Below are 15205 nucleotides of genomic sequence, written 5' to 3'. Positions count from 1 at the left end.
TCAGGTTTTTCTCATTCGGGGATTGACGATCGTGTAGCCGACGTCGGCAAGCCAATTGCTCAACACGACAATGGTGATGAGTATGAGCGAGAAGAACTGGGCGACGGGGTAGTCGCGCCGGAGCACCGCATTAACGAGAACCTGGCCGATACCCGGCCACCCGAAAATCGTCTCTACGACCAGTGAATATCCGATAATCTGTCCGATGCGCAACCCAGCGAGCGACACAATTGGGACCAGTGCGTTCCTGAGGACATGCTTGCTGACGACACGCATCTCCGATAGCCCCCCTGCGCGCAGCGTGCGCACGAAATCCTGGTTGAGGGTCTCAAGCATGGCTGAGCGGGTCATACGCACAGTGAGCGCGATGCCTTCCATGGCAAGCACGGTCGCAGGAAGAACAAGATGCTTGGGTCCACAACAGCCGGCCGACGGGAACCAGCCCAGGACTGAGGCAAACATCCAGACCGCGAGGAGGGCGAGCCAGAAATTGGGCACAGCCATGCCCGCCACGGAGAACGTCATGATCCCACCGTCCCACCACGAGTTGCGTCGTATCGATGCGAGAATTCCCAACGGAATCCCGATCGTGAACACGAGGAAGAACGCAGCCGCACCCAGAATCAGGCTGTTCTTGCCGTGGACCGCAAGCATCGAGCTGATCCGAGCGTTGTTGGTGAGCGAGTTGCCAGGATCGCCTGTCAGCACACGCCCCATGTATCGGAAGTACTGTTCGTAGACCGGGTCGTTGAGTCCAAGTACCTCGCGGAAGTTCTCACGATCCTCAGCGCTGGCTGAGGCTGGGAGTCGCGCTGAAGTTGCGTCGCCACCGGACAGCCGAATCGCGTAGAACACCGCGACGGACGACAGGATGAGCACGATGAGCGTGTAGACGGTCCGACCTGCAATCCGCTTCATTCTTCGTCGATTCTGTTGGCATCGTGGCGGAGTCGTGGGTCAAAGACATCGCGGAGGCCATCGCCGATCAGGCTTGCTGAAAGCACAAGGATGACGATAGTCATGCCGGGAAGGGTCGATTCCCAGTGATTGAGACGGAGAAAGTTCCGCCCCTCGGCGACCATTTGGCCCAGGCTCGGAGTTGGCGGTTGCGCTCCGAGGCCGATGAACGAGAGAGCGGCCTCGGCGATGATGGCGACGGCGACGTAGTAGGAGGCCAGGACGAAAGCCGCGGCGAGGATGTTCGGGAAAAGATGGCGCCACATGATACGGAACGTGGAAAGGCCGCCGGCGTTGGCGGCTTCGATGAACTCTTGTTCGGACAGCGCGAGCACCTCGCCACGCACCACGCGGGCGATCGCCGCGGTGTTGACCAATCCCACCGCCAGGATCACCGGGAATAACCCTTCTCCCAGGCCCCCGGCGAAGAGCACTGCAACGAGGATCAGTGGAAAGCCCCAGACGAAGTCAACGACGCCGCGGATGCTACGGTCAACCCAGCCGCCTAAGAAGCCACTCGCCATCCCGAGCATGATTCCGGCGACAAGAGCCAACGCAGTGACACCTGCAGCTACGATGAGGCTGACTCGGAGGCCCATGAAAAGTCGGACGGCGATGTCCCGTCCGAGACCGTCAGTACCGAGGATGTGACCTTCGCTCCCTGGCGGGAGATGGGTGTTTTGGAAGTCTTGGGCCGTGTAGTCGACGCCAGAGATCCACGGGCCAAGAACGCCGGCAGTGAGTACGACGAGGCCGAGCGTGCCGCCGAGTAGGAGCAGCTTGTTGCTGCGCATCGCCGACAGTACCCGCCTCCGCCCGCCGAGGTGCTGGCTCTCCTCGTATTCTGCGAGCCGCCGGTTCCAGTCGTCGAGGTGTGTGGACGTTCCCTCGGCTACCAACGAGCATCCTCCTCTCGCTGAGCGTTGAGCAACCCTGCGCTCAGACATTTAGAAACCGCGGCCGGGAAGTCACGTAACCGAATCTGGAGATCCAGATGATAGGAAGCGCCAGCACGAAGCCGGGGGACTTGGCCACTTTGTGGCCTCTCCGGGTCTCGACACTGACGGCGAGACGTCTGATGTTGTGGGTGCCGATCGCGCGCCTCCACAGTAGGGCGCCAACTCGCACTGGAGACGTCCGGTGCGAAAAGCTGTTCTCGCGCACCGAGATACCGTGTCTCAAGGGACACCGTTCTCTCCTCGCGACTTCCTTCTACGCCTCGATCCACGTGTCGTTGTAGTACGGGTACAGGTTCCACACGAATGGCTGCCACCCGTGTACCTTGTTGTTGTGGACGAACGTGGCGTTTTGGTTCATGATCGGCATGAACGGCAGCTGCTCCGCCCACGCGAGCTGGAAGTTCGAGGAAGCCGCTTGGGCCTCGGCTTCGGTGGCGGAGCTGAGCCATGTTTCGATCGCCGCATCGACCCTCGGCTCCACGGCGTGCGAGAAGTTTGGCACGGGGATGAACTGCGACCCGCCGAACAGGATGAGTACGTCGAGCGGAATCGGCCAGAGCCAGAAGAAGAGCGACATGGGTGTTGCATCGCGGCCTTCACCGCTCTGGAGCTCGAACGCCACGGCCCTGTCCACGACCTTCAGGTTCGCCTTGACGCCGACGATGGAGAATTGCTGGGCAACCGCCTCGGCAACTGCCTTCTGTATAGCCTCGTCTTCGACCAGATACTCGAACTCGAATTTGAAGCCGCCTCGCTCCCGAACCCCACTGGTTCCCAGCACCCATCCAGCGTCGTCGAGCTTCTTATTCGACAGCTCGATATCGAACTGGTTGAACTGCTCGACGGCTGGCTCGTACTGACGGTCGGTGGTCGGGAATGGTCCAAACGTCGGCGCACCGTTGCCGAAGAGGATGGCGTCCACCATGCCCTGGCGGTCCAGGGCATGAGACAGACCCTGCCGGGTGAGCGCGTCGCCGAAGAACTCGTCGTAGTCTCTGTTCATGGCAAGGTGGTACCCCGACCATTCGGGATGCCTCACAGTGGTCAAGTCGGAGTTCGACTCGAGCCGGCTGATATCCTGAGGCGCAGGGCCGATCAGGGTGTCGATGTCGCCGTTCTCAAGCTGCGTCGCGCGCTGTCCAGCCTCGGTGATGACGGTCCAGCGGATGCCGTCGAGATACGCCTTACCCTTATTCTCGAAGAATGGAGTCTGCGAGCCGGGGTAGTCCTCCCACCGTTTGACGAGCACGTGGCTGCCCGGCACCCATTCTTCATGAGTGAAGGGGCCGGTGCCGTCGGCGAACTCGGTGCCGTAGCCCGACTCGACGTTTAGCGTGCCGTCCGCGTTGATGCTTGCCTCTTTCCAGGTATTTATGTTGATAATCCGCCAATACCCGGTCTTGTGTGGGCCGAGAGCGCCGATCCAGGCGTTCTTCATCTTCATCACGACGTCGTTGCCTTCGGCAACATAGGTGTCCACCGGTGCGGCGAGGCCAGCGATGAAGCTGTACTGTTGTACTGCGCGATAGAACTCGGCGACCATCTCGGCGTCGATGGTCCCACCAGAGTGCGACCGCTTACCGTCTGGAATCGTGAACCGATATTCGAGTCCGTCGTCCGACACGGAGAACGCCGAGGCGAATTGAGGCACGGTCGCGCCGCTCGGATCGTTCGAGAGAATCGCCTCGTAAATCGCGAAGTACGCAGGGTCGTACCAGTTTGTTGTGAGCGGATCGTGGCTGGACACGTCGCGGTTGTAGCCCTCGCGCAGGGTACCGCCCGTGACCGGCTGCATCGGACCTTCAGTTGTCGAACTTATGGCCCCTGCCGCTGTCGTTGAACTTATGGCCCCTGCCGCTGTCGTTGAACTTATGGCCCCTGCCGCTGTCGTTGAAGCAGCAGTACCGTCGCCGTCGCCTCCGCAGGCGGCGAGGATAGTTCCCGCAGCCGTCAACCCGACCCCCATCAACGCTGCTTGTTTTATGAATCCGCGTCGAGTGATGTTCTTTGCCTTGTATTGCTCACTGAGTTCTACGACCTCCTGGCCGAACTCTTCTCTCATCCACGAGTTGTCCATGTTGAAAACCGCCCTCTGATCTCGTTGGGTGGTCTTATCTCTCCAGAGTGCGAGCACCGGAGAGCGACCGGTGTTTGCGGATTATATACTATTTGGTGATGGCGCGTCGAGCTTCTGGTACCATCCGGTATTTCACACCATGTAAGGGAGCAATATGAGCGACGAGCGGTTCCTTGTAACCGGGTCGGGCGGCTGCATCGGAGCCTGGGCGGTAGCCGCACTAGTCCGAGAGGGCACGGCCGTTGTCGCGTTTGACGTGAGTGATGACGACCACCGTCTTCGTCTCGTGCTCGATGACGCAGAACTGGCTGGCCTGGTCGCACGACGCGGCGATATCCGCGATCCTGCCACGGTGGAGCAGGTAGTCGAGGAGGAGGGAATCACCCACATCCTCCACCTTGCCGCCCTCCAGATACCGTTCTGCCAGGCAGACCCGGTTCTGGGATCACAGGTCAATGTTACAGGCACTGTCAACGTGTTTGAGGCGGCTCGTCGTAGCGATGGTCGCGTGCGAGGTGTCAGCTATGCGAGTTCGGTTGCCGTCTTTGGCCCGGCAGCCATGTACGCCGGGGGTGTAGCCGGGGATGACTCGGTCTTGGCCCCAACAACGCTCTACGGAGCGTTCAAGCAAGCAAACGAATGGACCGCGAGGATGTACGCTGCCGACTGGGGCGTCGGCTCAGTCGGGCTTCGACCTTGTATCGTCTATGGTCCGGGCCGCGACCAGGGACTCACGTCGGCGCCCACTAAGGCGATGATCGCCGCAGCCGTCGGCAAGCCATCCCACATCCCTTTCGGTGGGAGTTCGACGTTCCAACACGCCGCGGACGTTGCGGCTTGTTTCGTTGCAGCGGCGCGGCTGGAACTCGACTCGGCGGCAGTGCACAACATGAGCGGCCCATCCGCAACGATTGCTGAGGTGGCCGCGATGATAACGGAGGCCGTTCCCGGTGCGGTCGTGTCCTTCGACGACGACCCGTTGCCGCTCCCGGATGAGATTGATGGGTCCGGTATCGACCGGCTGCTCGACAGCACGTCGCAGCACCGCCCCCTTGCCGAGGGCATCGCCGGCTGTATCGCTGACTTATCTCGCCTCATCGATGCGGGCCTCGTTGGAGGCTCTGCGTAAGCGGCGGCTAGCCCCCCGAGCGATCCGACGGGTAGGTGATTCGTATGGCGGTTGCCGCCGACGGTGACCAACGCTCTCCAAGCGGGAGTTCGAGCTCGTACCGCGGGTGCTTCTCGCATGGACGCCCCTGGCTCACGTAGAGGGTCGTCATTCCCCTACGGTTGCGGAACACATAGCTGTAGACGGTGTGATGGAGCGCGTGGTTGCAAATACCGGTGGAGCCGTCGTCGTGGCTTTTCTGTAATGCAAAGACGTCGTCTAGCGAACGCGCTGCGTTCACGTAACCCAGTGCAGACACAAGCCTCTTTTCAGAAGTCGCTTTGTCATCGTCGTTCCAATGAGCGCCGAATTCCGTGTGATGGTTCGTGCGCGCTGTCGACCCGTCGAACGGCAGCACGGCGATTTCTCGACTTCGAACCTCTACCACTATCTGACTAGACGAGTCGATCATGATGAGATTTCCCCACAAGTACGGTTGCTCGACCACGGCGCGGCGAACAGCTTCGACCGCAGACGCCACATCGGTGCCTTCGCGCAGAGCGATTTCGACGAGGTCGTCGTAGTTGGCGTGCCCATCGAGTGTCTGCACGTTGGAGTCCGCGCAAAAGAGGCCCTTGTCGTTAGCGCCGATCGAGAAACCCGAGAAGCGGTCAAGCTCGGGATTGGTTTGCGCCCAGGTCGTGATGCCCTCAACGCCAAACACTCCGCGTTCGACGACGATTTGATCGTCGAAATGCGTACGTCCGAAGTCCTTGTTCTTGAAGAGGACGTAGTCATTTTCGCCTAGTCGAATCGCTCCGGTGGTGCACATAGTCGTCTTCCTTCGAACGATGTGGTGAGTGTACGTTTGCGGTGATCGCGAAATCCCGTTGGTACAGTACCGCCATGGCATCGCAGTTCTCTGGAAGAGTTGATCGGGAGCGAGTCGAAGACCGCCTGGTTCGTTACGTGAGTACGCACTCGGTAAACCCTGCGCTTGACGGTGGTCGCGGTGAAGCTTCACTGGCAGACGTAGTTGAGGCCGATCTCCGTGCTTTAGGGTTTGATCCGACCCGGGAGGTCGTGCACCCTGGTGGTCGGGACAATGTGGCCGTTCTGCTCAAGGGTTCGACCGGAGCGCCGGTGGTGATGTTCCACGCCCATCTGGACACCGTGGGCCTTTCGGGTGCCGCCACAGCCGAAGCACGGGTTAACAATGGCTTGGTCTTTGGTCGCGGTGCCTGTGACACGAAAGGATCTCTCGCCGCGATGGTGGAGGCGATGGCGCTCCTCGCCGCTGATGATTCACGTCGCGCTTCGGTGCTCTTCGTCGGCGGCATTGACGAGGAAGTCGGCGGCACCGGAGCGAGGGCATTGGTTGCCGCCCATCCAGAAATAGGCCTGGCTGTGGTCGGCGAACCGACCGGTCTTGAGATGGCGATCGCCCACAAGGGGGTGCTCCGTTTCGAGATAGCAACCTCCGGTGTAGCGGCCCACTCGTCGAAACCGCATCTCGGCGTCAACGCCATTCATGCAATGGCGAAAGTGCTCATCGCCCTCGAGGAGGAGTACATTCCCGCGCTTGGCGCCGTCCAGCACCCGCTTGTTGGAGTCGGGACGTTCAATGTTTCGGCAATCGAAGGGGGGAGCGGCCAAAACGTGGTGCCGGCCACCGCGGTTATAAGCGTGGAACGGCGCATCGTCCCTGGCGAGGATCCTGACGACCTGCTCGCCGAGTTCGATGTGCTGCTCGATGGAGTGCGCGCATTGGGTCATAGGATCGAGCGCCGCGAGTTCTTTTTATCGACGGCGGCACTCGACACGCCCCCCGACCATCCCGTTGTCAAGGCGCTCGGCAGCGCCCGCGAGGCCGTGCTCGGCGAGTACGGGTCACCGATTGGAGTCACCTTCGGGACTGATGCCTCGTTCTTCGATCCCGCGGGCATTGGTTGCGTGATCTTCGGCCCGGGCAGCATCGACCAGGCCCATGCCGATGAGGAGTGGGTTGGGATCGAAGACACGGCGCTCGCCGCCGAAATCCTCGCCCAAACTGCGGTGAACCTGGCGGGCTGAGCACACCGCTTCTCTGCTCAGGCTCAGCTTTTCGGGACGTCGTACATCTGCGCAGTCAGTCCCCCGTCGACCACGAGGTTGATTCCGGTCACGTACCTCGCTTCATCGGAAGCGAGGTAGAGGAAGGCGTTAGCAATGTCGGTATCGGATGCAAGCCGGTTCAACGGGACCACAGGGAATCCCTCCCGCCGCCATTTCGCCATCAACTCTGCTCCGGCGAGGTCGACTGATTGCTGGGTGTCGGCGGGCCCCGGACTCACGCAATTCGCCCTGATGTTGTACGGCGCACACTCGACGGCGATTGCCTTTGCGAGAGATACGAGGCCGGCCTTGGCCACACTGTACGCGGTGAAACCTCGGCCATGGCCAAGGGAACTGATTGATGCGGTGAAGAGAATGACTCCGCCGCCGGTATCCCGCATTGCGCGCGCGGCGCGTTGGGCGAGCACGTAGTAGGCATCGAGATTCACCGACAGAACCCGCCGCCATGATTCGTCCTTCATATCGATGAAGTCCTCGTTGACCCACGCGGCAGCATTCGAAACCAGAACGTCGATCTTCGGGTCGACCTCAAGGGCAGTGGCAACGGCGTTCGCCGCGTTCTCCATTTCGGATAGGTCGGCGCAGATCTTGACCGGCTTTCCTCCCCTCTCTTCGATGGTCGGAGCTGTCGCGTCGAGTCGCTCCTGGTTGTAGTCGACAAGATAGAGGTAGTTAGCACCCTCCTCGGCGAACCGCTGTGCGGTGCGACGTCCGAACCCGCTGCCGGCGCCCGTGACGAGGACGTTCTTTCCTTCGAAGCGACGGCTCACGGCCATTCCTTCCATGTGCTGGCAAGACCCGGCCCGCGGTCGGGCGGCGGTATAATGACGTGTTCTTTGACGATCCAGAAAGTTCCCGACGTCTTGGCGTAGCGAGGTACGTCTTCCCATGCGGCCGCGATCTCAGGTGAGACGCTGGCCCGTTCGAACGCCTCTTCGTCATCGAACCACTGCTCGACGAACGCCTCCGCTTCGAGTTCGCCTTGGACCTTGCGGATAACCTCGGAGACGACATAGCCACGGAGCCCCGGCGCTCTCGCTGAGATCGGAGCGTGGGTCTCTCTCCAGTAGTCGAAAAACTCCTCCGTGGTGAGGTCGTCGCGCTTGTATGCTGTGCCGATGGCCTTGATCATCTGGTACCTCCCACGTCGTGATTTGTAGATAATATCAAATCCGTTGTCACCGTGTTCGAATCCGCGTAATGTAGTTCTTGTGAGCGCTCTCTCTGTTGATACCGATGTCGCAGTGCCTGCCGTCGGCGGTGTGACACTTGCGACGGACGTTATCCGTCCCGCCGGTCCTGGACGGTACCCTGCCATCCTCATGCGGACAGCCTATGACCGGACGACGCATGCGTCGGTGTCCCTCCAGGTGCACGCATTGAGCCTCGCGCGTGCTGGGTATGCCGTGGTGCTACAAGACGTTCGGGGCCGGTTCGCTTCGGGGGGTGACTTCGAACCTTTCGTCAATGAGCAGGCTGATGGGACAGCTGCCTTGGAATGGGTTAGGTCCATGCCATGGTGCAACGAGGATGTCGCGATGGGAGGCGTCAGCTACAACGCCTTCAGCCAGCTTGCCGTCGCGACGTCAGGTCATGAGGGTCTCGCGGCGATCCTTCCTGCGCTTTCCCCTGCCGACGTTCGGGACACCTGGATACGCCGAGGCGGAGCACTCGACATCGGCTTCCATCTGTCGTGGGCGCTGAACTCGATTGCGACTCTCGACCGACGGTCTCGGAATATCGATGCGTTACTCGCCGCTCTCGATGACCCGTGGACGACCTCTGCCATGGGTGTCGACCAACCGGCGCTGCGTGCCACACCAGCGGCGTCGTGGTTCTTCGACTGGGCTGGTGCACAAGATCCCTATCCGAACGACCCGCGGGTCCCGACCGAGACCGACTTGGCTCAGGTCGCAGCGCCGTCGCTAGTCGTCGCCGGGTGGTACGACATTTTTGCCGCCGGGTCGTTTCGTCTTTTCGACGCGCTGGGTGATGGGTCGCACATCGTGACAGGCCCATGGGACCATTCGGGTCTACCCCTCGGCCGGTGCATTGGGAATCTTGACTTTGGCCGTAGAGCCGTGGTCGACCTTCATCAGCTCCAGATCGATTGGTACAACGTCCATCTGAGGGGATCGGGGTCTCTGCCACCCAAGGCATCGCTGTTTATCACGGGAGCGAACGACTGGGTTCAGTTCGACGCGTGGCCGCTGCCCGAGGCCCCGCGTCGATGGTATCTGGATGGTGCGGGAGGCCTGGGAGATGCGCCAGCTGAGCCAGGTGAGCTTTCATTCGAAGTCTTGGTGGACGCGCCGACGCCGGCCGTAGGGGGTCGTTGCTACCCGTGGGCGCCGGTGCTTCGCAGTGGCGCCTTCGACGTGAGTTCACGGATACGGCGATCCGACGTGCTGACATTCACGTCGGATCCTCTCGATACGCCTATCCGTGCTGTCGGACCCGCTGCCCTCACACTATCGGTGTCCGGTGACGCGGCCTTGCAGCAATTCGTCGCTGCACTGATCGACGTGCACCCCGATGGTGGCGCATGGAACGTGAGTGATGGAGTCGTAGAGTCGCGGCGCAGCCGTGTGACTGTCGACTTCGGTGTGATCGGTCACGAGTTCGGTCGTGGGCACCGTATCCGTATTGATGTCAGCGGCGCAGCCTGGCCCCGCTACATCGTTCGTTCGGGACGGCGCACCGTTCATCTCGGTCCGAGCAGGCTGACGATGAACGAGGTGTCCTGATGTGTGACAAGCTCCGCTTCACCTCTCCATGTCTTTTGAACGTGTCCTCTCTGCAAGCGAGGTTCTCTTGCACAGGGGTCGCGTCTACGGAGCGGCCTGTCGGCTGACTCAATTCCTCGGCGGGCGCACATGCCCGAGACCATTGATCTCGACGAGGAACTCAGGAGATCTGATGACCGCGTACGTACCCATCCGCCCGATCCGAAAGCGCATGGGCGGCTTCGCCGCTACCGCCGCGAGAGTCCAGCATCGCGAGCCGTTGAGGGGGCGCGGCACGACAATCTCCTGATGGGTCATGCGGATTCCGTTGCTAAGACGATGTCGCGGATTGGCGGGCCTTGAACATTCGCAGCCACAGGTTCGAAGCTCGACCTCAAATTCTTGATGCCTGAGCGTTCGGTGCTCCGTCCGTGTCTCTTTCATCAAGAGATTCGATAGGTCCGAGCGGATTTGATATAATCGTGTGACGCATCGGCGGGAGGGGTGAAGACGGCCACTGGGTTCCGTCTCAATGCTCCGTGTCGACCGCACGAGGTTCGGCTGATTCGCTTCCGCCCTAGTCGAAGGATTGTGGTGACCGAGTTCAAACAGGCCAAGTATTACGAGGAGGGTTCGGACGCTGGAAGGATGCTCGATCAAGAGATTGACGAATTTCTGCGTAGTCCTGACAGCACGTGGCTCCTGAAGCTCTCCTTCAATAAAGCGGACGGTTGGCCCATGGTGGTGCCGCTCTGGTACCAGTGGGATGGCGACGCCTTCTATGTCGTCGGCCGCAAACGTTCGAAGTGGGTGGCAGATCTGAAGCGTGATCCGCGGTGTGCCGTCTGCATCGAGGAGACAGCCCATCCCCGCATCCGCAAGGTGCTCGCGCAGTGCACGGCGGAGATACTCGAAGGTCCCGCTCCTGGTGAAGGGTCGCAGTGGGTCGAGGTAGCGAACGAGATGGCGACCCGGTATTCGGGATCCGACGGACCCGAGCAACTCGTGCCCTCATATGGCTGGGAGCGTTATCTGGTTAAGCTCGTGCCGCGAGACGGAAGGCTCGCGACATGGCAAGGTGCCGACTGGGCACTCAGTTACTTCGACGCTGGACAACGGCCGGATCTCGAGGAGAAGGCTGCTCACCGCAAGGAAAGTGGGGCATGAAACCCGCTTCGCAACGCGCGACAGCGCTGTGCCGCTCGGAAATCCGCGTATTATTCGACGCCGCCGACGCGTACCCGGGTGTCCTCCGACTTGAGGTGGGGGAGCCTAGTTTCACCACGCCCGTGCACATCATCGAGGCGGCGGCGGCCGCCGCCTCGGACGGCTACACGGGTTATGGTCCCAACGGAGGCTTGCGAAGCCTGCGGGAGCTGGTGGCGGACAAGGTTCGGACGGTGAACGGCCTGGCGGTCGAGTCCGAGCAGATCGTCGTGACTCCGGGCGCAATGAATGCACTCTTCTCAATCTACCTGGCGCTGCTTGATCCCGGGGACCAGGTCCTGCTGCCCACCCCCGGTTTCCCGAACATGGACGAGATGGTGCGGCTGCTTGGCGGCGACCCGGTCTTCTACAGGCTCGACGCGGCGAACGGATTCTTGCCGCAGATCGAGGACCTTGAGGCGATGATGACCGACCGAACCAAGGTATTGTTTATCAACTCGCCGTCGAACCCGACCGGCGCAGTGTTCCCGACCGCGTTGATGGCAGAGCTTGTTGCGTTTGCTCAGGCACATGACCTGTGGGTCCTTAGCGACGAAGTGTATGACGAGTTGATTCTGGATCACCACACCGTCCACACCCCTGCCGCGCTCTTCGACGAGGACGGTCGCGTCCTCACGGTGTACAGCTTTTCCAAGGTGTATGCGATGACAGGTTGGCGGGTCGGCTATGCAGTCGTCCCGAGGAGGTTCGCGACATTACTTCGCACGCTCCAGGAACCTCAGGTGTCGTGCCCGAGCACCATCTCGCAGAAGGCAGCTGAGGCAGCGCTCACAGGACCCCGTGCACCAATCGATGCGATGCTCGCCGCGTATCGCAGTCGGGCGGAGGTTGCGGTGAACGTGGCCGCCGAGTCTGGCCTGCGAGTCGTACCACCCGATGCGACAATCTACATGCTCGTTGACGTCTCAACGACGGATGTGTCGAGTTTCGAGTTCTCTCTCAGACTGCTTGAGCAGCGTGGCGTCAGCGTGGCCCCGGGGTCCGTCTTTGGCCCCGCTGGCGAAGGGTGGGTCCGAATATCGCTGGCCGCGGATGCTGACGTCATTGCCGAGGGGACGCGACGCATCGCCACTGCTGTTCGGGATTGGACCGGGGTGCGGGCGTGACGGGCCGAACAACAAGCGCAGAGCGTGCGGTCCGTGACTTCCTCACCCCCCGTGAGGGCGAGGTACTCGAGTTCGCGCGTGAGCTCATCGCTACGCCGTCGCCGAACCCTCCGGGTGACGAGAGAGCCGTGGCAGATCTTGTTGCCGGCCGCCTCGCGGAACTCGGGGTAAAGGACGTCGAGCGGGTCGGAGCGAGCGAAGAGCGACCTAACTTGATTGCTCGGATTCCGGGCACATCCCCCGGTCGCGTGCTGATGCTCTCCGGCCACCTCGACACCAAGCCAGCCGGCGACATGGAGGCCTGGGACACCGATCCTTGGGATCCGTTGCTTCGAGACGGCGACCTCATAGGGTTGGGTTCTGGCGACATGAAGGCGGCCGTTGCAGGAATGACGTACGCCGCGGGGGCGCTTGCCGATGTCAGTACCTTCCCCGGAGAACTCATTGTCGTATTCACCGCGGACGAGGAGGCCGGGTCCGTGATGGGGTCGAAGTGGCTGGCTGAGGAGGGGAGGCTCGTGGCCGATGTTGCCGTGATCGGAGAGCCCAGCGGGATCATGCGCGAGTGGGAGGCCATCCATCTGATCTCGAGGGGCGCAGCTCTATTCAAGGTGAAGGTCAGTGGTACGCAGATGCATTCATCCATCTCGGATCGCATCAAGGGCATCAATGCGACGGTGCAGATGGCACGGCTAATCGATCGCATGGATCGCGAACTAAAAGGCTACCTCACGTTCGATCCCCATCCACTCTGTTCGACTGGGCCGACCGTCAACGTTGGCGTTATGGCAGAGGCGGGTGTCTTCTACGGCGTTTACCCGGGTAAAGCGGAATTTGCTTGTGACCTGCGGACGATTCCGGGAATGAACGAGAACCAGCTCATCGCTGATATCCAACGTTTCCTCGACGACGCAATGGCCGACGAACCTGATCTGGCCGCTGAACTTGTTTGGGATCTCATGGTGCCGGCAACCGAGATCAGTCCCGACGAACCGATCGTTGCCGAATTGCAGCGCGCTGCTAAATCCGTGCTCGGGGAGACGCCACGGCTCGACGCCTTCCCTGGAGCGACCGACGCATCCCACTTTCAACTCACGGCTGGTATCCCGTGCGTGGCCGCCTTCGGTCCCGGGTTGTTGCCGCGAGCCCACAGCCCGAATGAGTTCATGGCGGCCGCCGGAGTGGCTCAGGCGGCCCTGATGTATGGGTTGGCGGCGATCAGTTACCTGGAGGGATCATCGTGAGTCTATCGAGAGCTGAGCTATGCGCCAGGTATCGCGAGCTGTGGGTTCCTGTCGTTTGCGACGCGTTGTATGCGCTCGGCATGCGGGAACAAGTGTTGCCGAGTTCCCTCCGGCCGCTGTTCTCCGAGCGACGGATTGCCGGCGTTGCGCACACGGTGCTCGGGCGTGCCATCGATCCCCACATCGCATGGGATCCCGGTATCGAGCGGATCGAATCCTACCTTCGAGTGTTCGAGCGGCTGACGCCTGACTCCGTGATGGTGTCGGTAAATCCCCACAGCTACGTCGGCCACTTCGGTGAACTTACCGCAAACTCGGCGGCCCAGCGCGGCTGCGCCGGGGTCATCCTCGACGGCAACCTGCGGGACATTGAGGGTTTGCGTGACATCGGTTTCCAAGTCTTCTATCGGGATCTATCTCCGCTTAACGCCATCGGGCGGTGGGAGATGGAGGCGACGCAAGTACCCGTCACGATCGGTGATGTCACCATCGACCCCGGTGACATGGTGCTGGCCGAGTTCGAGGGGATCATCGTCGTCCCTGCGGTGGATGCCGAGCTCGTGCTATCGAAGGCGGAGGAGATTGCTGGCGCTGAGGCGAAGGTGCGCGACGAGATGCGGGCAGGCGCGTCGCCGCTCGAGAGCCTTGAGCGACACGGTCATATTTGATGGGTGTCCGTGTCGCTCTCTCGGTCCCCCAGCTCGGTGTCGTTGAGGAGATCATCGTGCTCGAGTGGCTTAAGCGATCGGGGGCTACGGTGGTCAGAGGCGATCGTGTCGTCCTCATCGAGACCGAGAAAGCCCAGACGGAACTGGAGGCTCCGGCCGATGGAACGCTGGAGATCGTTGTTGCGGCGAGCGACATTGAAGTTCTGGTCGGCGCGGTGCTGGCCTACGTGATGACGCCATGACCACACTCGATCGAGATAGGTTCTCCCTTCTGGGTCGGGTGGCGCTCGTGACCGGAGCGGGGAGTGGACTTGGCGAGACTATGGCCCGAGGCCTGGCAATCGCGGGCGCCGTCGTTGTGTGTGCGGACATTGATGGCGAGGCGGCCGCCCGAGTTGCCGAAGCTCTTGGTGGCGAAGCGACGGCAGCGCACATCGATGTACGGGACCCGGATGCCGTCGAAGCGATGGCCATCGACGTCGCAAAGATGACCGGGCGTATTGACGTGCTCGTCAACAGTGCTGGCATCGGCGGACGGAGTCCGGCTGTTGACTACGCTGACGACCTCTGGCAGAACGTGCTTGACGTCAATCTCACCGGGTCGTTCTATGTCTGCCGAGCCGTTGGGCGTCTCATGATCCAGAGTGGTGATGGTGGTTCCATCGTCAATATCGCGTCGATCGGCGGCCTTGTCGCGTTTCCGGGGAGCGTGGGGTACCAGGCCAGCAAGGGCGGTGTCGTGCAGATGACCCGCTCGTTGGCCGTGGAATGGGCACCGCACGGTATACGAGTCAACGCCATAGCGCCCGGGCATATCGCTACGGCGATTGTCAGGAGGCAGTGGGAGACTGAGCCCGAGCTGAAGCGGTTCTTTCTCTCCCGTACCCCCAGCGGAGAACTAGGTACACCCGAGGATCTGATTGGCCCCGTTTTGTTCCTCACTTCTGATGCCTCGCGGATGGTGACCGGTCACATCTTGACTGTCGACGGAGGCTACGTTGCCCAGTAAAATGAGGTG

Annotated in this window: 15 protein-coding genes; 9 read left to right on the top strand and 6 right to left on the bottom strand. The window is 61.4% G+C overall.

Going from position 1 to position 15205, the window contains the following annotated elements; genetic code table 11:
• The 3 genes from IIC71_01120 to IIC71_01110 all read right to left on the bottom strand — a co-directional run bounded on the left by IIC71_01120 (position 1) and on the right by IIC71_01110 (position 3978).
• Complete coding sequence (locus tag IIC71_01120) at positions 1–918, bottom strand: ABC transporter permease (GenBank protein MCH7667794.1); 918 nt, start codon at positions 916–918, stop codon at positions 1–3.
• Positions 915–1904, bottom strand: coding sequence for an ABC transporter permease (locus IIC71_01115; protein MCH7667793.1), 990 nt, complete (start codon positions 1902–1904; stop codon positions 915–917). The genes IIC71_01120 and IIC71_01115 overlap by 4 nt, the downstream gene beginning before the upstream one ends.
• 265 nt (positions 1905–2169) lie before the next feature.
• A complete protein-coding gene (locus IIC71_01110) occupies positions 2170–3978 on the bottom strand; it encodes a hypothetical protein (protein ID MCH7667792.1) in 1809 nt (602 codons plus the stop codon).
• Between the two features lie 169 nt (positions 3979–4147).
• Between IIC71_01110 and IIC71_01105 the strand changes: the two genes are divergently transcribed.
• A complete protein-coding gene (locus IIC71_01105) occupies positions 4148–5122 on the top strand; it encodes an NAD(P)-dependent oxidoreductase (protein MCH7667791.1) in 975 nt (324 codons plus the stop codon).
• 7 nt (positions 5123–5129) lie between these two features.
• Here IIC71_01105 and IIC71_01100 read toward each other — a convergent pair whose 3' ends face one another.
• On the bottom strand, positions 5130–5933 hold the full coding sequence (locus IIC71_01100) for a hypothetical protein (GenBank protein MCH7667790.1): 804 nt from the start codon (positions 5931–5933) through the stop codon (positions 5130–5132).
• Positions 5934–6007: 74 nt separating this feature from the next.
• Here IIC71_01100 and IIC71_01095 point away from each other — a divergent pair, with 74 nt between their 5' ends.
• Positions 6008–7174: a M20/M25/M40 family metallo-hydrolase gene (locus IIC71_01095; protein MCH7667789.1), complete on the top strand. Its 1167-nt coding sequence runs from the start codon at positions 6008–6010 to the stop codon at positions 7172–7174.
• Between the two features lie 23 nt (positions 7175–7197).
• Here IIC71_01095 and IIC71_01090 read toward each other — a convergent pair whose 3' ends face one another.
• Both IIC71_01090 and IIC71_01085 read right to left on the bottom strand, forming a co-directional pair.
• Positions 7198–7986: an SDR family oxidoreductase gene (locus IIC71_01090; protein MCH7667788.1), complete on the bottom strand. Its 789-nt coding sequence runs from the start codon at positions 7984–7986 to the stop codon at positions 7198–7200.
• Entirely contained in the window at positions 7983–8348 is a 366-nt protein-coding gene (locus tag IIC71_01085; protein ID MCH7667787.1) for an EthD family reductase, read from the bottom strand. Before IIC71_01085 ends, IIC71_01090 begins: the two co-directional genes overlap by 4 nt.
• A gap of 79 nt (positions 8349–8427) precedes the next feature.
• Here IIC71_01085 and IIC71_01080 point away from each other — a divergent pair, with 79 nt between their 5' ends.
• From IIC71_01080 to IIC71_01050, 7 genes are all read left to right on the top strand, one after another.
• The gene (locus tag IIC71_01080; GenBank protein MCH7667786.1) at positions 8428–9963 is read left to right on the top strand and encodes a CocE/NonD family hydrolase; all 1536 of its coding nucleotides are present in this window, start codon (positions 8428–8430) and stop codon (positions 9961–9963) included.
• 573 nt (positions 9964–10536) lie between these two features.
• Positions 10537–11109: a pyridoxamine 5'-phosphate oxidase family protein gene (locus tag IIC71_01075; GenBank protein MCH7667785.1), complete on the top strand. Its 573-nt coding sequence runs from the start codon at positions 10537–10539 to the stop codon at positions 11107–11109.
• The gene (locus IIC71_01070; protein ID MCH7667784.1) at positions 11106–12275 is read left to right on the top strand and encodes an aminotransferase class I/II-fold pyridoxal phosphate-dependent enzyme; all 1170 of its coding nucleotides are present in this window, start codon (positions 11106–11108) and stop codon (positions 12273–12275) included. The genes IIC71_01075 and IIC71_01070 overlap by 4 nt, the downstream gene beginning before the upstream one ends.
• Positions 12272–13519: a M20 family metallopeptidase gene (locus tag IIC71_01065; GenBank protein MCH7667783.1), complete on the top strand. Its 1248-nt coding sequence runs from the start codon at positions 12272–12274 to the stop codon at positions 13517–13519. Before IIC71_01070 ends, IIC71_01065 begins: the two co-directional genes overlap by 4 nt.
• On the top strand, positions 13516–14187 hold the full coding sequence (locus tag IIC71_01060) for an RraA family protein (GenBank protein MCH7667782.1): 672 nt from the start codon (positions 13516–13518) through the stop codon (positions 14185–14187). The genes IIC71_01065 and IIC71_01060 overlap by 4 nt, the downstream gene beginning before the upstream one ends.
• On the top strand, positions 14187–14429 hold the full coding sequence (locus IIC71_01055; GenBank protein ID MCH7667781.1) for a hypothetical protein: 243 nt from the start codon (positions 14187–14189) through the stop codon (positions 14427–14429). The genes IIC71_01060 and IIC71_01055 overlap by 1 nt, the downstream gene beginning before the upstream one ends.
• Positions 14426–15196, top strand: a complete 771-nt coding sequence (locus IIC71_01050; protein ID MCH7667780.1) for a glucose 1-dehydrogenase — start codon at positions 14426–14428, stop codon at positions 15194–15196. The genes IIC71_01055 and IIC71_01050 overlap by 4 nt, the downstream gene beginning before the upstream one ends.
• The last annotated feature ends 9 nt before the right edge of the window (positions 15197–15205 follow it).

Source organism: Acidobacteriota bacterium (assembly GCA_022562055.1).
In the GTDB taxonomy this organism is placed as follows: domain Bacteria; phylum Actinomycetota; class Acidimicrobiia; order Spongiisociales; family UBA5794; genus BMS3BBIN02.
Note: the sequence above shows the minus strand (reverse complement) of the source record. Positions and strands in the feature narration are given on the sequence as shown.